At 51.9% G+C, this 20,121-nt stretch carries 12 protein-coding genes and 1 pseudogene; 5 read left to right on the plus strand and 8 right to left on the minus strand.

Going from position 1 to position 20,121, the window contains the following annotated elements; translation table 11 throughout:
- Positions 1 to 22: 22 nt before the first annotated feature.
- Positions 23 to 1,630: a serine hydrolase gene (locus tag KP702_RS14495; protein ID WP_215769289.1), complete on the minus strand. Its 1,608-nt coding sequence runs from the start codon at positions 1,628 to 1,630 to the stop codon at positions 23 to 25.
- Positions 1,631 to 1,766: 136 nt separating this feature from the next.
- Positions 1,767 to 2,657 (minus strand): LysR family transcriptional regulator, encoded by an 891-nt coding sequence (locus KP702_RS14500; RefSeq protein ID WP_202208189.1) that lies wholly within the window; start codon positions 2,655 to 2,657, stop codon positions 1,767 to 1,769.
- Positions 2,658 to 3,169: 512 nt separating this feature from the next.
- On the opposite strand from KP702_RS14500, the gene KP702_RS14505 reads away from it, so the two are divergent.
- From KP702_RS14505 to KP702_RS14515, 3 genes are all read left to right on the plus strand, one after another.
- Positions 3,170 to 4,342, plus strand: a complete 1,173-nt coding sequence (locus KP702_RS14505; protein WP_202208190.1) for an FAD-dependent oxidoreductase — start codon at positions 3,170 to 3,172, stop codon at positions 4,340 to 4,342.
- A 708-nt stretch (positions 4,343 to 5,050) separates the two neighbouring features.
- Complete coding sequence (locus KP702_RS14510; protein ID WP_252348760.1) at positions 5,051 to 6,175, plus strand: major royal jelly family protein; 1,125 nt, start codon at positions 5,051 to 5,053, stop codon at positions 6,173 to 6,175.
- Positions 6,176 to 6,503: 328 nt separating this feature from the next.
- Positions 6,504 to 7,469 (plus strand): DMT family transporter, encoded by a 966-nt coding sequence (locus KP702_RS14515; RefSeq protein WP_237390049.1) that lies wholly within the window; start codon positions 6,504 to 6,506, stop codon positions 7,467 to 7,469.
- A gap of 838 nt (positions 7,470 to 8,307) precedes the next feature.
- On the opposite strand, the gene KP702_RS14520 is transcribed toward KP702_RS14515, so the two are convergent.
- From KP702_RS14520 to KP702_RS16615, 4 genes and pseudogenes are all read right to left on the minus strand, one after another.
- Positions 8,308 to 9,675, minus strand: a complete 1,368-nt coding sequence (locus KP702_RS14520) for a cytochrome c (RefSeq protein ID WP_202208191.1) — start codon at positions 9,673 to 9,675, stop codon at positions 8,308 to 8,310.
- Entirely contained in the window at positions 9,668 to 11,305 is a 1,638-nt protein-coding gene (locus KP702_RS14525) for a GMC family oxidoreductase (protein ID WP_202208192.1), read from the minus strand. Before KP702_RS14525 ends, KP702_RS14520 begins: the two co-directional genes overlap by 8 nt.
- A gap of 21 nt (positions 11,306 to 11,326) precedes the next feature.
- Entirely contained in the window at positions 11,327 to 11,944 is a 618-nt protein-coding gene (locus KP702_RS14530) for a sorbitol dehydrogenase family protein (protein ID WP_308469049.1), read from the minus strand.
- Between the two features lie 644 nt (positions 11,945 to 12,588).
- Positions 12,589 to 12,729: pseudogene (locus tag KP702_RS16615) on the minus strand (alpha-galactosidase); the annotation flags it as partial.
- 437 nt (positions 12,730 to 13,166) lie between these two features.
- Here KP702_RS16615 and KP702_RS14540 point away from each other — a divergent pair.
- Positions 13,167 to 14,057 (plus strand): LysR family transcriptional regulator, encoded by an 891-nt coding sequence (locus KP702_RS14540; RefSeq protein WP_202208193.1) that lies wholly within the window; start codon positions 13,167 to 13,169, stop codon positions 14,055 to 14,057.
- Between the two features lie 144 nt (positions 14,058 to 14,201).
- On the opposite strand, the gene mgrA is transcribed toward KP702_RS14540, so the two are convergent.
- Together mgrA and KP702_RS14550 are read right to left on the minus strand one after the other, a co-directional pair.
- Positions 14,202 to 15,224 carry an L-glyceraldehyde 3-phosphate reductase gene (mgrA, locus tag KP702_RS14545; RefSeq protein WP_202208194.1) on the minus strand — a complete coding sequence of 341 codons (1,023 nt, stop codon included), beginning with the start codon at positions 15,222 to 15,224 and terminating at the stop codon, positions 14,202 to 14,204.
- Between the two features lie 846 nt (positions 15,225 to 16,070).
- Positions 16,071 to 16,232, minus strand: a complete 162-nt coding sequence (locus KP702_RS14550; protein ID WP_202208195.1) for a hypothetical protein — start codon at positions 16,230 to 16,232, stop codon at positions 16,071 to 16,073.
- 1,793 nt (positions 16,233 to 18,025) lie between these two features.
- On the opposite strand from KP702_RS14550, the gene KP702_RS14555 reads away from it, so the two are divergent.
- The coding region (locus KP702_RS14555; protein WP_252348761.1) for a Hint domain-containing protein at positions 18,026 to 20,121 on the plus strand (2,096 nt) is incomplete at its 3' end.

The raw sequence follows: 20,121 nt of genomic DNA on the forward strand, positions 1-20,121 counted from the left end.
GTTTTACCATGAAAACAAGGTATCAGGGCTTGGAGGGTTTTGTTGCAGAATTGACTTTCTGCGGGTGCAGGTCTTGCGCATCAAAGCTGAAATCAGAGCCGATGACCTGCATTTTCATGCCACTCACCTGACCCGAGATGCCGCGTTCGAACTGCACATAGGAATCATCGTCCGCATCCTGCCCACGGTCATCCCAGTGGACAATGAACAGATCATGCGGCAGGGCGGAGAGCGTTCCGGTCAGGCCGTCAGCATGGCTGAAGGACATCCGCAGATCTTTTCCACGAAGGCTGATTGTGATCGGGCCACGCCAGTCATCGTGATAGGTCCCAACATAGTCCTGCTGCGCATCGTGTGAGAGCGTGATGAAAGGTCGCGCGGGGGAGCCAGGGCCACTCTCGGCGGCCTTTTTCGCGTTTGCAGCCTGCTTGGCGTTTTTCTCGTTCTGGAAATGCGTGACCCAGTCTGAACTTGCGCCGGTTGCGACATAGGAGCTGAGTGTTGTCGCAATCGCGTAAGTCGCCGCGTGATCGTCATGGTTGGTCAGAATGACAATGCCTGATCGGCGTTCGGGCAGGAAGGTTACGTAGCTGACCATTCCGCTGATGGTGCCGGTGTGCCAGACGCGCTTGAGGCCAAAGAAATCCTCCATGAACCAACCGTAGCCATAGGCGCGGAAATGCGTCTTTGTAGCCTCCGCCGTCTCGGCCAGGGGCAGGAGTCCGTGCGGCGCCCAGAGGGTATCGCGGCTGGTCTGGCTGAAAATCTGCTGGCCGTTCGGCGCGCGGCCGCCATTGAGATAGGTCTGGGCCCATCGCGCCACGCCATCGGCGCTGCACCAGATGCCGCCTGCCGGTGCGACACCCGGCAGGCGCAGGGCGCTCCGCTCAGGCAGAGCTGTGCTTTCACCTTCGCCGATTGCCACATTCGTCTGGCCTTTGACGGGCGGTGTGCTCTGACAGGCCGGAAGGCCCGCCGCATCGATCAGGCGTTTCTGGACCACATCTTCCCAGCTCTGTCCTGTAAGGCGCTCCACCAGCGCGCCTGCGACGACATACAGAAGATTGTTATAGGCGTACTCGCTGCGGAATGGGGCTGTGAAAGGCATGAACGGCAAGCCTGCCAAAATCTCCGGACGCGTGAACGTGCTGTGTGAAAACAGCATCAGGTCTCCGGCGCCCTGTCCCATGCCGCTGTGATGCGTCAGCAGATCCGAGATGCGGAAATCCCGCGTAATGGCCGGATCGGCCACGCGGAAGTCCGGCATATGATCAATTACCCGGTCGTTCCATTTCAGCTTGCCCTGATCGACCAGTTGGGCCAGCGCCGTCGTGGTGAATTCCTTGGTGTTGGAGCCGATAGCGAACATTGTGCGGGCGTCAACCGGTGCGCTCGCGCTGTCCTGCGTGCGTCGTCCATAGCCGCGGCTGAACACGACTTCGCCATCCTGCACCACGGCAACCGCAACTCCCGGCACGTCGAAGGCCGATCGCGCATGCTCCACCGTCGCGGTGATGTCCTGCTCGGTTAGTCCGCGTGGCAGCGTCGCGGCATGGGTGATGCATGTTGTGGAAAGGAAGAGGGCCGCCGAGACGGCAAGCATGAGTGACTGTCTAAAAGGCTGGATCATGAACGGCTCTGAATACGAATTTCCGGCTCCGGAGCAGGAGGAGACCGGGAAGAAAGATGATTCAGAGCACGAAATGTTCTGCCTGTCCTGTCTTAAAGATGGAGTGAACCCTTAACCTTGGGTTAAAATACGCCGTTCATTCTTTCAAGGCGAGGAGATCGACGTCCAGTTCACTTCGCAGGAGGGCAAGGATATTCTGTGAAATATGCGACAGGGCATGGTCTGCCCGGAATAGAACCGTGCAGCTCACGCTTAAGGGTGGTGAGAGAGGGCGTGGGCGAGACAGACCTGGATGATGCAGGGCTGTCACAGCATCCACGATTGCACATCCTCCTCCGAGGCGGACGAGTTCGGCTGCCATGAAATGAGTTCGTACTCGCACATGGGCTTTGATGGGAATTCCAGCCTCTTCCAGCACCATATCCAGCATGCGGGCCGTGGGATCGTTTTCGGTTAACCCGATATAGCGTTCAGGATCGATCCCGGTAACGCTGACTGGCCCTTCTCCCGCTTCTCCGTCGATCATCATCAGCGGAATGTCTGCAATATGGAGTGCTGTCAGTCCATCGTATGTGTAATCGCCGAAAACAATTCCCAGATCGAGGTCATGATTCATGATGCGAGATACGATTTCAGTCCCGTGCATCGCATCGATCGTCAGTTCCATTCCCGGATGATCGGCACGGTATCGCTGCACCACACGAGGCACCAGGCTTAACCCCAGGCTTGGTACGCATCCGATACTGATTGAATGTCCATCCCGCGCGTAGCGTAAATTGTCGGTCAGGCGCTTGAGATCGGATAGTTTCTCGAAGATCGCGTTGACATGCGGGAGCATGATACGGGCCTCACGTGTCGGCACCAGCCGGCCGCCCGTCCGTTCAAACAGCGCAAAACCCAACGATTGTTCGGCGTAGCGCAGAACCTTGCTTGCTGCTGGCTGCGAGACGTGAAGTAACTCGGCAGCACGTCGGAGCGAACCCGTCGTCATGATCGCATAAAAAACTTCGATCTGGCGCAGGCGCATTGGGGGTCCTTACTTTGAAAGAGAGGTTTCTGAACTGTTCACAGGAGGGGAGGCAAGAGGGGTAACATCTACGCGCGAATGAAACGTCTTTTATCACCCTTTTGCAAAAGCCGATGCCAAAGACATGGCATGGGTTATGCTGACTTCAGAATGGAAATTCAATCTGAAACAAGAACGAACCACGCTTGTATGGAAAATAGGCTGCTTGCGGAAATTTCTTAACCTGGAGTTATGCTTTGCAAGCTTTTTGAGAATTTCATTCTGGCCGAGTTTCCGTAATGATTGATAAGACTTCAAAATGAATATGGTAGTTTCCTGAATGGTTTTGATTGGCAGTTCGGCTTGAGAATACCATCGCGGCATAGCAAAATTTATATGCAAAACCATTTACACCCTGATGCTTGCCTGTCGAAGAAAGTCGATGCCAGCGTTCTGAAGTTAGGCGGTCCAACCTAATCTGGCACCTGTATGTAGATCACTCTTTTCCCTTTCGTAGCTGGAAGTTTTTCTCAATGCTCCTTCTCTCGCGCCGCCATGCCCTGACAAGAGGAGCATCTCTTGTAGGGCTTTCCAGCCTCTCCGGATGCGCGTCCGGAACTCTTATCAACCCCGACCTGGATGCGGACGTACGTTCCATACCTGTCATCCGGGCACGAACTGACAGAGTTGACCGGATTACAGTCTGTCTACGTCCTTTCCGGGCTGCTGGACCGCGCTTGGAGGTGGAGCAGGTGGGCCGAAAGACAGTCGTGCATAATTATGGGCATGGCGGTAGCGGCTGGTCGCTCTCATGGGGCAGCGCAAAGCTGGCGGTAGAGCGGGCGTTACCAGTCAGTTCCCGGAATATCGGGGTCATTGGATGCGGTGCGATTGGCCTCACGACGGCAATTGTTGCTCAGCAGGCTGGCGCTCAGGTCACGATCTATGCTGAGGCTCTTCCACCATTCGTCCGTTCTGCACGGGCCTCCGGAAGCTGGACACCGTCTTCTCGTATTGCCCAGAAAGACGCTGTGACGCCGGAGTTTGCCGCGCGATGGGAAAGCATGGCCCGGCATTCCTTCTCCTGTTATCAAGGCCTTCAGGGGCTGCCAGGAAATCCGGTAGAATGGGATACTTTTTATGGTATGCGTTCCCGGGAGCCCTCGGTGCCTCATGCAGATCCCATTGGTTTTGCCAAACTTGATGAGCGTATTCAGGACATCGAACCTCAGGGAAACCTGATCAGGATAGACGACACTCGATTTCCATATTCGGAAGTTCACAAGAAACCGAACCTGATTTTCAACGTCACAAGCTATTCGGATTATCTTTTGCGGCAGTTTTTGGAGCGTGGCGGCAAGATAAAAATCTTGACCCTTCATCATCCTTCAGAACTGACAACTCTCCCAGAACCTGTTTTTATTAATTGTACCGGGTATGGCGCCAGAGCCCTATGGCATGATGACAGCATTGTTCCCATACGGGGGCAGATCGCATGGCTAATTCCTCAGCCCGAGGCGCTGTGCAGCATGAGTTTTGAGAACGTATATGTCGTTTCACGAAGAGATGGCATCGTTGTCCAGTGGATGGGCCATGATATGGGGTTTGGATATAACAACACAGACGAAATGCCTGATCTAGTAGAAGCTAACCACAGTGTTTCGATAATAAACAAACTATACAGGCGGATCGGGTATAAGATTTAGAACGATTTTTAATCGGGAATAATTATTCAGATAAATCGTGTGGGATATCAATTGTTTGAGGCGCTTAGAGGTGTGAACAGCATGGCTTTGGCTTTCCTCGACCATAAATGCAGGCCGCACCATCATGGCGGAGTTGCCTCCTAGGTACTCTGCGAATAAGGCGGTCATTTAGGGCACCTATCTCATAATTGTCTTTGATAGTTCGGTTGTCCTGAGGGGTTTAGCCAAATTTAGTAACCACTCAGATTTTCAGATGTCAGTCTGGCTTGTGCCCAGAGTTCTTACGGCCCGACATTTTGTGATTTCCTTCTAATTGCCGCAGGAACTGGGGTACTTTTGGCAGCAGAAACGGATGTTCGAGGTCGGGCTTGGAAGTTTCGCGATCGCCTCGTTTGCGATTAAAGTTTTTTCGCTGTGGCTCTTGGGGTGGCGAGCAATTCAGAGAGCAGGTGTTGCTGTTTACCCTACGACCGCTGAAACGCAGGAACTTGATGACCACATGATCGGCTTTCCGATGCATCGTGTATCTCTGCCGACGGATGCGCTTACGCCTGTAAGGTGGCAAGTAGGCGATTGATATTTCGTGAGAAAGTCCACTTTCTGAAGTGACAGAGTATCCTTATCCGTGGACTACTGAGCGTCACGAAAATCAGTGCGACCTGAAAGAGAGAACGTCTCTCCTTTGGGTCCATCAGTGGAGAATAGTTCTTGAAGGCCAACCTTTCCCTCGTAGCCGTTTTCGCGGCTGGTTTTTTCGCGATGGCTGCCGGTGGTCCGGCTCTCGCCAAAGATAGTGTAGATAAGGGCTCCATCAGTTCAGGCAATGTCCGGGTTGTTGCCCGCTTCCCTCATGTTCAGCCATCCGGCATTGCGTTTTTTCCCGATAACCGGATGGTCGTAAGCTTTCCGCGGAGTGCTCATGAACACACAGGGGCGCGGCTTGGGGTGTATGCCCAGGGAAAGATTATTCCGTTTCCTGATGCGGCATCGCAGGAGCAGTTTGTCTCGCCGCTTGGCATGATTGTTGATGCACAAGGCAAGCTCTGGGTTCTGGACGAAGGTATGGTCGAAGGGCAGGGCACCGTTGCCGGTGCTCAGAAGCTCTTTGAAGTCGATCCTGTGACAAATCAGATCGTCAAGGTGTACCCGGTTACGGCGCCTGCGCTCTTGCCGGACAGCCACCTGAATGACGTCCGGATTGACTTGACACACGGTACTGCTGGTACGGCCTTTATCACCGACACCTCAACAGGAGTTCATCCAGGTCTTGTTGTCATTGATCTTGCGACCGGAAAGCAGCGGCGTATTCTCGCTGATGCCAAGGTCGTCTCAGCCGAACCTGGCTTCGTCGGCATGATTGATGGTGTGGTAGGGCGCTATGATCCGGATCATGCAGTCATTCCGCAGGGCGGAGTAGATGGAATTGATCTAAGCGCTGACCAGAAAACGCTTTACTGGCAGTCTCTGAGCAGCCGAAAGCTATACTCTGCCCCTACCGCACTCCTATCGGATACAAAGACGACAGAGGCGCAGATTGAAGCCGCTGTGACATATGAAGGAGAGACCACAATGGGAGACGGGATGGCAACCGGCCCGGATGGCTCTTTGTACATCTCGGATGTAGAGCGTCACGGCATTCTTCGGCGCACGGTCGATGGTCAAGTTATGATGGTTGCGCGTGATGCCCGCCTTATAGAGCCGGACGGCCTCGCATATCATGACGGTTCAGTGTATAGTGTAATTGGACAATGGGCACGACTTCCTGTGTTTCATGATGGTAAAAGTCTTGAAGAGATGCCATTTATTATCGTTAGAATTCCACTGAATAAATAATTATATTCGGGATCAATTCTTTTTATTATTTTATTGATCCCGGCTTTAATTTTAATTTCTATAATTCTACTTAATAAATTAATTATATTTTATTATAACAATAACCTCATGCTTGTTATAAATCATTTATATCGTGTTATATTCAATGCGTGCTGTAAAAATTCATAATATCGCAGAAAATAGGTTTGAATTTCTGTAATTACTCTTCTAAGAAGCCTACCGAAATTACAGGTGGATAGATCAGCTCTGTACATTTGCGTTTTCTTCGGGCGCACTTGAGTAATTTTCAGCACGGCCCTCTCTTTTTTCAATCGAATCCCAGAGTCTTATGGACACCAAAACCCTCTTCTCCGGAATGGCCTTGGCCTTCGGAGCGTATGCTGCGTTTGCCGTTAGTGATGCCTTTTCCAAACTGCTGGACGGAAGTCTGAACCCGTTTGAGGTTGCGTTTTTTGGAGGTGTTTTCGGTTTTCTTATTCTTCCTTTCATTCGTAAACCCCAGGAATCCTATCTAGACATCGTACGGCCTCAGCTTCGTGGAATGTGGCTGCTGAGGGCTTTCTGTGTCTTCGTGGCGACAGCTGCCAGCGTTAAAGCTTTTATGCTTCTTTCGATGCCAGAAGCTCTGTCGATCACGTTTCTGATGCCGCTTTTTGTAACCATTCTATCGGTTCTTCTTCTTAAAGAAAAAGTAACATTCTGGGCATGGTTGGCTGTTGCGCTTGGTTTTGCGGGGGTTCTCATAGTTCTGAGGCCCGGAATGCGTCCGCTTAATTTAGGGCATCTCTGTGCGCTTTTAGCCGCTTGTGCGAATGCAGGAAGTGTCATTGCCTATCGCATCGCCAGTAAGGAAACAGTGAGGCTGTCGCTGTTTGGGTCCAGTCTCATGGGGCCGCTGGTTGGAAACGGCATCCTGATGATTGCCCATGCCACTTGGCCTTCCCATGTCGAGACTTGGATTTACCTATTTGGGTATGGCTTTCTGACTGCATTGGGGCAGTTGTGCATGATGCTTGCAACCGCTCGGGCACCCGCGAACCGCGTTGCGTTGCCGCAGTATAGTCAGATGGCGTGGGGAGTTGCGCTGAGCTATCTCGTCTTTCGTCAACCCCTCGACCGCTGGACTTTCGTTGGTATCGCCGTCCTGACAGCTTCCGGCATGTTGAACTGGATCCGTCAGCGGATACGTTACGAGAAAATGGCAATGAAAGAGCGCCTTGAACGCCGTAAGGCTCGAAAAATTGCCAAGGACTCTCTGAAAGCAACCAGGAAAACCGCTCTCCCTACTATGTAATGAGGCAGGGCAGAGTGGAAGATTGAGCTAGTTCCGAAAGGAACTGGGATTTCCCGCTATTTTCCTGTCGAAGGCAAGGGAAGGCATCCACTAAAAGGATGCCTTCCCCTATGTGAAATGAGAACCTACAAGTTTTAGGTCAGCTTTATGTCCAACTAAGGTGACCAGATTGCCAGTCTCGGCCTCCAGGGGCCTATTTTCCTCGCGCGAAATTGCGGTAAACTGAAACGTTCATGAAAGAGCAAGCGATATAGCTTACGCTTAGCAATTGCTTTTAGGGATATCTCCCAGAGACAGAATATTCGGCTTGTTCAGAAACGTTTTTTCGCAGCACATTATCACTAAATAAGTGACCACAGTGCCGCGTTCCCCGTTTTCAATGTTGAGCCCAAGGGGCTGGCTAAAGTTGCGCTCACGACTGCCGGCAAGCCAGAAGATGTCTCCAGAGACCGTTGATCCGGGCAGGCAAGGCGCTCCAGTGGGCTGCTACATTACCCATGAATACCTCGTCGTGTGCGACAGTGAGGTATAAGTTATGGCGCATCATTTACTGCTAGTTCTTGCTTTGGCGCTCGAACAGATGGCGACTGTCATACAATGAAGAAGCCTAAGATTTGCCCATCTCTTCCGTGGGAAAGCGCGAAAAAAATATTTCCCAAGAATGACGAGACTTAGATGTTTTTCTTGGGGAAAGCATTTTCTCTGTAAATTAAGAGATGAAAATACCAAGGAAATGGATGTTAATTCCCATAGAGTAGTCAGTGCTAAGCTCAGAATAGAGGAAGCGTCAGAAGGGAAAAATGCTCCCTTCTGACGCTTCCACTCCACCTAACAAACGTTATGGCGTGCTGTTACCCGTCGTGGTTTTGACCATGACATGGGAAACTGCTGTTTCAAGATGATCTGTTCTGGTCTTGGCGACCAGTTCTGCTGTGACATGATGATCACCGCTGCCAAACGTCGCGGTTACGTAGTTGACCAGTCGAGCGATTTCTTCGTCGCTCAGGCGCTGAACGTCAGAATTGTAACCAAATCCTGGCATGCTGGCATGGCCGCCTGCAGGCGTTTTCCTGTCCACACCGTAGACGATGGCCATAATGAGGTTGTCAACACGCTCGGAACCGACGACTGAATTAGCATACAGTGACGGGGCATACTGATCTGCCGTGCCTGCACCATCCTGCCCGTGGCAGGCGGCACAATTGCCGGTGTAGATTTCTGCGCCAGACTTTTCGTGCAGATTGTCAATGCGGGTGAGTTCGCCAGAGCGAAGGTCCGGATTGTAAGCCGCTTTGCCCAGACTGTCGCGGGCCTGATGATCCTTGTCATCATCATGAGGCTGGATCTGCTTGATGAAGGCCGCAAGCGCGTGCAGATCCTCATCCGTCAGATGGCTGGTGCTATGCTCGACGGCTTCAGCCATGGGGCCTGCAGCCTGGCTGCGGTTCTTGGCACGGCCGGTCTTGAGATAGGCTACGAGGTCATCCTCGCTCCAGTCTCCGATCCCTCCTGTCGCACTTGGCGTGATGTTTGGTGCATACCAGCCGGCAAGCGGTGCACCGCCCAGATACTGGCTCTGCTTTTCGATCAGCATCCTGTTACGCGGTGTGTGACAGGTTCCGCAGTGTTCAAGAGCGGTTGCGAGATAGTGTCCGCGACGTAGCTTGTCATACTGGGAGGAATCCCCGGTCTCCTGCTTCTCTCTGCCCGCAAGCAGATTCCAGGCCATCATCGACATGCGGATGTTGCCAGGAAAGCTGAGATGCGTCTCGGTGGGCTTCTCTGCAACAGGGCGAATGCCATGCATGAACCACGTATAGAGCGCATGCACGTCCTGGTCCGTCATGCCCGCATAGGAGACGTACGGCATGACCGGGTAAAGGTAAGCACCATCCTTGCGGACACCGTGACGCAGCGCCTTTTCGAAGTCAGCCTCCGTATAGGCGCCGATCCCGTGTTCCGCATCAGGTGTGATGTTGGTAGAAATAACGTCACCCTGCGGGGTCGCAATTTTCAGGCCCCCGGCAAACGGCTTGCCGCCTGGGCGGGTGTGACAGGCAATACAGTCTGCTGCAGTCGCCAGATACGCACCACGGGACATAACGTCCTGTCCCACGTCAGTTGCACGGGCAGTAGAATATCCCATTCCACCCAGAACGGCGCCACTGATCAGAAAAGACGCAAAAACTTTCTTGAAATCAGGCATGAAGCAGTTCTTTTTTCAGCGTATCAGCAACACGGAGCGCAAGGGCTGCGACGGTGAGGGTGATGTTCCCGGTTCCAACCGTGGAAAACACGGACGAACTTGCGATGAACAGGTTGTCATGGTCATGCGTTCGGCAATGGCCATCCACCACGGAGTTCTTTGGGTCCGTTCCCATAATGGTGCTGCCGGAGGGGTGATCCTGCGGGAAGTAGCCCGGTGTCCATTCCTCATCGGTCCCATGCATCAGGCCGATAAGCTGCTTGAAGACGCCTCGCGTGTGCTCACAACTGCGAACTGTGTATTCCGGAAGCTTGTAATAGACTTCCGGATGCGGGATCCCCAGCGCGTCCTTGTTCGTCTTGCTCAATGTCAGACGGTTGTCCGGATCGGGCAGGGCCTCATTGTGGCTGAAGAGACGGACGGTGTGCGACGCCAGATAGCGGATCTGCTCTTCCAGATCCTTGCCGACATATCCCTTTGAAATTGCAAGCTGTGTTGCGAAATCCACCTGGTTGTCATCCACCATGTGGACGAGATATGCGCCATGCTCACCGCGCCAGTCGCCATCGCGGAAATTGTCGATGACATTGGTTTCCAGAGGTCCGCGGCCCGGCCAGAGAGATTTGTCGCCGCTGATGAACGTCACCTGAACGCCGGTATGATCCATCATGTTGCGGCCGACCTGATCGGAGCTGTTGGCAACCCCGGTCGGGCTTTTCTCATCGGCGGAGACCAGAAGCAGCTTGGCTGTTTCGATGCAGTGTGCCGCAATGACGAAATACTTGCCGGTCACGCGGTGCGATCCCTTGTCCGGATCGTAATAGTGAACAGCCGTGACCTTCTTGTTCGCTTCGTCGCGCTCAATCTTGTACACGACGGCATTGGTTACGAACTTCGCGCCGGCGGCTTCCGCGTGGTAGACGGAATAGCTGCCATTATACATGGCACCGATTGGGCAGATCGGCATGCAGTTGTTATGCCCTTCACAGGTCGGGCGCCCATCATACGGGCGCGTATTGCGGGCCTGAGGTTCATGGACAACGCGCCATGGTGTCTGTTCTGCAATGAGCTGGCGGAACTGCTGCGCGGCATACGAGAGCGGTAGTGCGTCCATCGGGTAAGGTTGCGCACGCGGAGAGCCCAGATCTTCGACCTTCGGATCAGGACCACACACGCCCATCATGACCTCGGCCTGATAGTAGAATGGCTCTAGATCCTCGTACTTGACGGCCCAGTCACGACCTTGATCGTAGCGGGTCTTGAGCTCGAAGTCAGACGGCAGGTAACGCCATGCACAACCGGCCCAGTGCCACGTCGTGCCGCCCATCATTCGCAGATAAACCTGCTGATAAGCTTCGGCGTTCGGCCCGGTCGTGTGCAGGTATTTGTTGGGCGTTATCTGGTTGGGCGGGTGCGGGGCCCACGGGGTGGATGGAAAAGGCCCCTGATAGGACGGCTTGTTTTCCAGATTGCGGAAATTCTCGACGAAATGCTGACGATCCACACGGGGGCCAGCTTCGAGTACGACAACAGAAATTCCGGCGCGCACCAACTCATTGGCAATAGAGCTGCCCGCGACACCGGAGCCGACGATGACGACATCGGCGGAGAGGTTCTGGTCAGAAGACATGAATGAGGCTTTTCCGGTTTTTCAGGTGGGTTCTACGACGAAGGGGGATGCGGAAAGCGCAGGCTGTCCCGTCGGACGCTCCACTTCTGGGGGCTGGGTGGTCCAGTAAAACGGACCGCCCGCCGCATAGGTTTTGGGATAGATGGCATCTTTGGTGACATCAAACATCAGGGCCGTGCGATAGACAACGACCTTTCCGTCAGCAACGCCACGATACCAGCCGATCATGATGTCATGAATGACATCCTTGAAACCTGGATCAGCCTGTTCTGCAGCCTTTGCAAGCTCCGCAGAAGTGCCCGGGTTATTGCTTTTCATGATGTTGTATAGCTTGGAAAGCTGGGCTTTGCGTTCTGGAACGGAATGGATGATGCCATTGTAGAGCGCCGCGCCAACCTGTGGATCGAGATGCTGACGATCCGTCATGCGGCACGATATATCCATGAATTGTGCAATATTCGGATCAGTCGTAACGCCTGCCGCCTCAGAGCTCCCGCCACCAATTCCGTAAGCGAGTATGGCTCCAAATCCGGAAAGCAGAACGTCCCGACGCATCAGTCTCAAGGACTGGCTCGTTCTGATCGCATTGGGCGAGGCATTGAGATGGCCAGGAAACGAGCCATTTCCATTTCGTGTCACAAAAACCTACTCCACAAAAACCATTATCCAATCGTCTGAAAGGGCCGAGAAATATCTTGCGCTGAAACTACGCAAAACAGATTGATGCAGGGTCAGGGCATGCCAATAGAATCTATCGCATCGGAGACAGCAGAAACGCTTTCATTCAGCAAGGATGAAGATTCCATCAGAATTGATGCGAGTAGAGAAGGTATGCCCTGATAGTCTGACAACAATATATATTCCTGTGCCCTTTCGGAAACGAACATCCACCTATCGGAAATTGAAATTTATAAAAACCCCTAAGATCTTATCGTCAAATATCGTATATGATTAGGTCCTTATATTTATATACAGATATAAGTCTCACTTATTAATTTGATTTTGGGGCCTGCTGTTTTTCGCCACGAACATTTTGAGAAGGAGGTCCGTTTCGTAGCCTAGCCTGCGAAATCAAGTGCTGGATGCTGATTGGGGCTTACTTGAAGGGAGAAACGTTCTGCTGTGGAGCCATGCTGCGAGAGACATGCTCCGCATCGAAATTAGCCATTCATGCCGTGAACCGGTCGGCATTCCAGACCCAGTACCTGCGCAGGATAAAGTCTGGAGAGTGTTCGTTCCATGTCTTGCAAAACAGTAGCGCTGACAGTGATTCCTTTTTCAAGTCAGGTGGGGCTCACCGTAGAAGGACGGACCATTTCAGGCTCGAACCACTGACCGAGTTGCATGCCAAGGCCATGAGCATGGTCGGTTAGGGCATTTAGTCCGTTCGGGGAAATATTGGGGGTGACATTCCAGCTTCCGAGACTGCGCGAGTTGCCAAGCTGCCCAACCGGGCATCATGCAGCACAAAATTCTCGACGCCCAGCTTCTCTGCTGCGTTAATTCGTCACAGAAGATGTGCCTTCTCGCGAGTTCAGAATGGCAGGACACGTTGTCGGGCATGATGCTGGAATGCACGGGCATATAAGCGGCATGAAAATAAGCTTCTTTAACTCTCAACAAGAACTGTCTGCGTCGCTGCGTGGCCCGGATTGTGCCATTGAGAGTAGCATTTACAAGCTGTGTCCCTGCGGGGCCGTTTGTCGCTGTTTGCTCGCCAGAATGGTCGATTTCAGCGCTAAAACTCCTGTCACTTGTAATCTGGATTCATGCCTTATAGAGAATTCCCGAGCGGTTTTCTCGCATTGTGCTCTGTGATGGGACGCTATAAAGCGAACCATGTTATTAGAAAGTCTAATCAATGGCGCATGAGAATTTCAATGATCTTGCAGCCTTTGCGGCTGTTGCACAGGAACGGAGCTTTACACGAGCGGCAGCAAAAATGGGGGTTTCTCAATCAGCTCTCAGTCAGACCATTCGTGCTCTTGAAGAGCGGCTTGGCTTGCGCTTGCTGACACGAACAACCCGGAGTGTTGCTCCGACCGAGGCTGGTGAGCGTCTTTTTCAGACACTGGCGCCGAGATTGAGCGAAATAGAAGCCCAACTGGCAGCTCTGACTGCCTTGCGTGATAAGCCGGCCGGTACAGTGCGGATCACAGCCGGGGAGCATCCAGCACTTTCTATTCTTCAACCAGCCTTGAAACGTTTCCTCTCTGATCATCCAGATATCAATGTTGAATTGATTGTAGACTATGGCCTGACCGATATCGTTGCCCAAGGATATGATGCTGGTGTCCGGATGGGAGAGCAGGTCGCCAAAGATATGATTGCGGTTCGGATCGGACCTGATATGCGCATGGCGGTTGTTGCATCGCCGGGATATTTCAAGCGGCATCCTTTGCCGCAAACGCCTCAGGATTTGATGGACCATAATTGCATTAATGTTCGCTTGCCGACTTATGGAGGCATTTTTCCGTGGGATCTGGAAAAAGATGGGCAGGAAATACATGTTCGCGTTGAAGGGCAGCTTGTTTTCAACAATCTAGCTCTGCGCATCAAATCTGCGCTTGATGGGTTAGGGATTGCCTATCTCCCTGAAGATGCAGTGCAGGCGTATATCAAGTCCGGTCGATTGGTAAGGGTTCTAGAAGACTGGTGTCCAACCTTCCCAGGCTACCACTTGTACTATCCAAGTCGAAAGCATTCGTCCGTATTGCCTCTTGTCGTCGATAAATTACGCTACAAAGTGTAGGTAATTTACAGAAGAAAATTCACGTAGTTGGTGGGAGTATTCTGAGGTTGGACTTTGTAGATGCTTGTGATTTTTGAAAAATAGCGAGACCCAGCCTAATTTTGTAGGCTGGGTGAATTGTTTCTTGGGTAATTTATGAGCATTTCATTCTGAAAGATTTCGCCACAGGTCAATATGCCCTTCACGTGCATATTGATCGATCAACTGCAGTTCCTCGTCACTAAATGACGGGTTCTGAAGAGCGTCAAGTGAATCGTCGAGCTGTTGGATGTTTCGTGCGCCAATGAGCGCGGAGGTGACGCGGGGATCTCGCAGGATCCAGGCGATAGCCATCTGCGCAAGGGATTGACCGCGCCGTCGTGCAATATCATTCAGGGCGCGCACGTGGGCGATGTTCTCATCCGAAAGCATTGCCCGTTTAAAAGAATTTTCTGCTGCCGCCCGCGAATTTTCTGGCGTCCCGTTGAGGTACTTGTTCGTCAGAAGACCTTGGGCGAGTGGAGAGAAAGCGATACAGCCGACGCCGAGGGTTTCAAGCGTATCGAGCAGTTCTACCTCGACCCAGCGATTGAGCATTGAATAAGAAGGTTGATGGATGAGCAGTGGTACACCTTCAGACTTCAGAATGGCAGCAGCCTGCTTTGTCCGTTCAGGACCATAGGACGAAATACCGACATAGAGTGCTTTTCCTTGTCGATGCATCTGCACCAGGGCGCCCATCGTCTCTTCGAGCGGCACATCTGGCGTTGGGCGATGGGAGTAGAAAATATCGACGTACTCAAGCCCCATCCTTTGAAGGCTTTGGTCAAGAGAGGCGAGTAGATATTTGCGTGAGCCGCCGTTGCCATAGGGGCCGGGCCACATATCCCATCCAGCTTTCGAAGAAATAATCATTTCATCGCGGTGAGCTGCAAAATCCTTTTTCAGAATCGTGCCAAAATTTTCTTCTGCGGACCCGTAAGGAGGGCCGTAGTTGTTGGCTAGATCGAAATGTGTGACGCCGCGATCAAACGCGCGCCTGATGACGGCCCGACCTGTTTCAAACACATCAACGCCGCCGAAATTGTGCCACAGACCAAGGGAAATAGGTGGCAGATCAAGGCCGGAGTGACCACAACGGCGGAAGGTCGCTGTTTCATAACGGGATGAATCGGGGGTCCAGGTCATGGAAAAGTCCTTGTTGTGCGTGCTTCGTAAAGCAACATGTAGGTTTCAACTGAGCTGGGAGAGCGGGGCATAATTTAGGGATGGCAAGACATGCCGAGTGAACAGGTCACGTTCACTCTGATGAGGATATCCAGACTGGATGAAAGCTTTCATTTCGTAGTCCTGATAGACACGTAATTTGGTCGGTATCTGATCGGGAGTGACAACATTTTGCGCCCATTCAAGCGGATCGGGCTCCATCAGAAAAACGTCTGTCGCAGCGTCGGAGCCATTCTGCTGACAAATGCACTCATGCCTAATCCAAGACTATATCCAGAAGGCAGGAGGAGGTGGTCAAACCCTTATCTCTCAGCACTAAGCACGATATTGCACGTGTGGTCCCCGGATGACTGAAGGGTGACATCTGGAAAGCCAAGAAATTCGTAGTCATTCTCACAGAGGACTGAAGGCCAGCTTACTTCGCAGTAAGGTGGCAGATCTGCAGCAGCCAGCATCGAACGAGATCCCAAATAACTACACATGAAAGCGATATAAATTTAACACTTAAGTATATTGGTGTATACCAAATTTTACGATCACAATGACAGAAAGTGTTGGATAACGCGTTTCATTTTTTTTGTACCGTTTTGATGGACCAGAAATATATTCGTAATCTGGCTGTCATGTGTGAAATGCGTACTGTTGCACTTGTCGATCCATAGGCAGGTTCTGTTGCAAGGTTAGAGAAAGCTTGCGGGTAAGATGCCTCCAAGAGCCAGCAATGCCAATGTTTATTCCATGCTCGCGACGTTGAAGCGGGAGACAGCCACCGTAGCGTCATCAAACTATATGCACCCTGACGGTCTATTACCTTTGCTTAAAGATGACTGCCGCATTCTCTGCGAAAAATGCTTCCGTGCAGCGATCGCTGATGCTCATAAATTTCATTTTTAATTCAGAATGAAAATATTGATTCATGCTGTCTGTTTTGCTTTTCAAGCTGGCGTTTGCATCCATGGGATTTGTCATTTCGGTGCGATCCTTAGGTGCCCTCGCGACAAAGGTCTACGGTCCTTCTTGTGGAACGCGATCCTGACCTAATCGACATTCCCGATTTCGTAGTTGATATGGGACCTGGATCAGGGGAAGCAGGTGGAGAAATTCTATTCTCCGGGCCCCGTACAAAATTACAAAAGCCTCAAACGCCCACTGGGGAATACTTTTGAGCAGAACGTAGTCTACATCCTGTCGCACGCCTCACGGTGATCCTATCCAGGTCCCTAATGCTCATCTCAATAACCTTCAGGGCATTGACGTCGATATTCCCCGTAAGGTTCTCACTGCCCTGACGGGGTTGTCGGCTCCGGCAGAAGCTCTCTTATCAAGAAAACTCTAGAGGTCATGCCTTCCGCGACGGCTATCAACCAGAGCCTCTTACGTGGCAACATGACATCTACGGTCGCGACTTACAGGGGCGTCACGCAGCACATCCGAGATCTGTTTGCGCGATCTAATGGTGTATCCTGTAGCTGATTTACCAATGCGTCAAAGGGAGTTTGTCCCGTCTGCAAGGGGCGCGGTGTCATTGTGACGGAACTCGCTTTTCTTGAAAGTACGGCGATGACCTGTGAATCTTGTAATGATACAGTATTTAATTAAATAACACTTGGATATTAATTCGATAATCGGAATATTTCCGAGCTTATGACGAGGCCGGTGGATCAGGTTGCATCGTTTTTCACGGAACCGGATGACGGAAAGATACTTGAGTGTCTACGGCACGTTGGTCTGGGATATCTCACAATCGGACGCTCCACTTCAATCCTTTCAGGGGGGGGGGGGGGCGAAAGACAGCGCGTGAAGCTCGCGTCCCTGCTTGATGAGGATGTCGATATACTTAATTTCGGTGAACCGACAACGGGTTTGCACGGCATGGACGTGACCCGGTTACTGACTGTGATCACGGACTTGTAGAACGCGGGGTAATAGTCCTGATGGTCGAGCATAATCTGGATGCAATGCTCGCAGCAGACTGGATCATCGACCTTGGACCGGATGCTGGATCAAGGGGAGGGAAGGTCATGTATGCTGCCCGGCATCCAGGAGTGTTGATGTTACGCATACTCTTACGGGAGAGGAACTTCGACGTTAAGTCAAAGTGGATGTCACCAAACGCCGCGCAGTCTGATTTTATGCGTGAAACGCGAGGGCTCTCGTTGTTGTGCGTGATGGGAATGGCAGGCGCAACAGGGGGGGGGGGCATCAGTAGGAGCAGTTCAAAATATCAGCAGGGTTTAAGGCTCAAAATGATCAAAGGCGGTCGTTAACCATGCTGATGGGAAGGGTAAGGTATAAAACCCTCAAACTCCATCGTGACGTCAAAAAAGTGCCGTTTCGGACTATATTTCAAGAATGAGTTAAATCAAGAATCGTCAAATGCGAGTCCGAATCCATAATATGATCCTGCTTGTAAGAGAAAAATCTTCTGTTTGATCCATCTATATTTCTCAGGTTCGAATTGAAAGCATCTCTAGGGATGAGAATGAGGAAACAGAAAAACATGTGATTATTTCCCAAGTTTTTTGATCTGCTTATTTCTTCAGATCGGTTCCGTCATCCATTCGTAAATAAAACATTAAAGTTCCCTGAGATATTCCCACGAAAAAAGCTTGAGCTCATGTTTCTCCGGTGTTTACATTTTTCTCTCACCGCTGCTGTCCCTCATAAAAATGACCGGCAATTGCAGTGAGACAGTTCACTTGGCCAGAGCGTGAACACTTTCACATTACGCTTGATGGCTGATGATTGAGGATGCACACGCAATGGCGACTTATAGAGTTACTTCTGGGCAAGTGGTCTCAAATGCTCTCGTTTATGGGGATGTAGAAATTGTCTCATCCGGCGGAGCCACACAGGATCAAAGCAACAGTGGGCAACGTTACGTTGGCTTCGGTGGCATTGTCCGCAACGGTGTCGTTGGCAGCGCAGGACAGGATTATATCTCTAGTGGTGGCTCTTCTTATCAGGGTGTGATTCAAAGCGGGGGTATCAGGCACGTCTACGTTGGCGGCACAGCCGATAACCCGTTTATCGCCGGTGGTGGAACTGTTGACGCTCAGAGTGGTTCGACAGTACTGGCAGCCTATGCTTTCAGCAGTGGTGTGCTGAGCGCAACTTCTGGTGCTGTCATTAGCGGGGCGGAGATCACCACTGGTGCGTCCATTATTGCGGATGCCGCAACTGTTCTGAAGGGCACTATTACAAACGCAGCCACTATTTCAGGCGGCGTACTTTCCGGATCTGGCACAACGGAAATTACGTCTTCCGGTGCAGTTCTTGCTAACCAGACAATCGGCAGTGGTGCATCTGCAACTCTTCTCGCCAATGCAGGGGCAGGAAGGAATCTGGTCATCAGCGGTGGAACGCTGGATTTATACACAAACAATACGTCAAACACGACTATCGTTGGTACTGGTGGTAACTTTATTCTGGAGTCTGGCGTAACATTTACTGCCACTAGCGGAAATTACGCCACTAGCGGAAACACAATTACCGTTAATTCGGGCGCTGTTCTGTCCGCCTCGCGTATTCCTTCCGGTGGTACGATAAACGTTCAGGGCGGTGTTGTATCCAGCACGGTCGTCGATGGTGGAACGCTGAATGTTTACACAGCGACCGGTGGAACAAATAATACAACATTTACGTCAAATGGTGGCGTTGTTAATCTGGAATCCGGTTTCAAAGATAACAGAACCTGGACTGTTTCCAATAACGTTACCTTCAATGTTTTGAATGGCGCAGCGATCTCTACACCTACAATTAAGAGTGGAGGTACTGTATCTGTTGTTTCCGGGGGTACAATTGCAGGGCAGGCTGTTGTCTCTTCGGGTGGTACACTGGTCGTCAACGGCACTGTTGGCAGCAATAGCATCCTGCTTTCTGGTGATGGTGCGAACTTGGTTATCAGTGGCACCTCCATGCCGACGAATACCATTTCGGGCTGGTCGCCCACAGACACGATTGAATTGGCGTCCATCCCGCAGGCCAGCGTCACCAGTGTCAGCACAACGGCCAGTGGCATCACGTTCTACACCACCGGTGGCACGTATTCGTTGAACGTGCCGAACGCCAGCACGTATGGCTATACCCTGTCGTCTGACAGCAATGGCGGTCTTGAAGGCAAGCTGGTTCCGGCCCGTATGCTGGTCAATGGGGCATCCATCCTGATTGATCGTACGATCAACAGCTACACCTACTATCATGTGGAACTGGAGAGCCATGAAGCGGTCTGGGCTGAAAACGCACTGACCGAGAGCTATCTGGATACAGGAAACCGTAGCCAGTTCGACAATCACACCGTAACTGCGATCTTTGGTGGGTCGAAGGCCGGTGGTTCGAAAACGCTGCCGCTCGAGACGTCCCGTGCCTTTGTCGAGCCGATTTATGCACGCATTGCAGAGCGCGCTGGCAATGGTGTTCTCCAGCCTGAACTGACCACTGATCCGGATCTGCATCTGGTCACCAACTTCGGTCAGATCATCCGGCCGCTCCGGCAGGCGAATGACCGTGTCATGTTCATGCTTCCAGCGAATGTCACGACAGTTCGTCTGGTATCGCGGGCCAGTCGCCCAAGTGACACGATTGGACCATTCGTAGACGATCGTCGTGATCTCGGCGTTCTTGTCGGGGATGTTTCCCTGTTTGCGTCTCGTCAGACAGTCAGTCTGACCGCTCATCTGTCCCTGTCCAACCTGTCAGGCTGGCATGGGCTGGAATCTTCCACATACCGCTGGACAGATGGCGATGCGACGTTGCCGCTGCAAAGCGGAAATAGCAGCAGGGAACCGGGTATTCTTTCCATTCAGGTCGTGTCCAGCGGACCCTATCTGATGGAGGATCGCTCTGCTCTGTCCGAACT

The organism is Gluconobacter sp. P5B12, assembly GCF_018812035.1.
Lineage (GTDB): Bacteria > Pseudomonadota > Alphaproteobacteria > Acetobacterales > Acetobacteraceae > Gluconobacter.

Excerpts from the sequence above, each read along its gene's own strand:
- KP702_RS14525 (WP_202208192.1), bottom strand. The coding sequence starts at position 11,305 with ATGTCTTCTGACCAGAACCTCTCCGCCGATGTCGTCATCGTCGGCTCC.
- KP702_RS14540 (WP_202208193.1), top strand. The coding sequence starts at position 13,167 with ATGGCGCATGAGAATTTCAATGATCTTGCAGCCTTTGCGGCTGTTGCA.
- KP702_RS14505 (WP_202208190.1), top strand. The coding sequence starts at position 3,170 with ATGCTCCTTCTCTCGCGCCGCCATGCCCTGACAAGAGGAGCATCTCTT.
- mgrA (WP_202208194.1), bottom strand. The coding sequence starts at position 15,224 with ATGACCTGGACCCCCGATTCATCCCGTTATGAAACAGCGACCTTCCGC.
- KP702_RS14515 (WP_237390049.1), top strand. The coding sequence starts at position 6,504 with ATGGACACCAAAACCCTCTTCTCCGGAATGGCCTTGGCCTTCGGAGCG.
- KP702_RS14495 (WP_215769289.1), bottom strand. The coding sequence starts at position 1,630 with ATGATCCAGCCTTTTAGACAGTCACTCATGCTTGCCGTCTCGGCGGCC.
- KP702_RS14550 (WP_202208195.1), bottom strand. The coding sequence starts at position 16,232 with ATGACAAATCCCATGGATGCAAACGCCAGCTTGAAAAGCAAAACAGAC.
- KP702_RS14500 (WP_202208189.1), bottom strand. The coding sequence starts at position 2,657 with ATGCGCCTGCGCCAGATCGAAGTTTTTTATGCGATCATGACGACGGGT.
- KP702_RS14520 (WP_202208191.1), bottom strand. The coding sequence starts at position 9,675 with ATGCCTGATTTCAAGAAAGTTTTTGCGTCTTTTCTGATCAGTGGCGCC.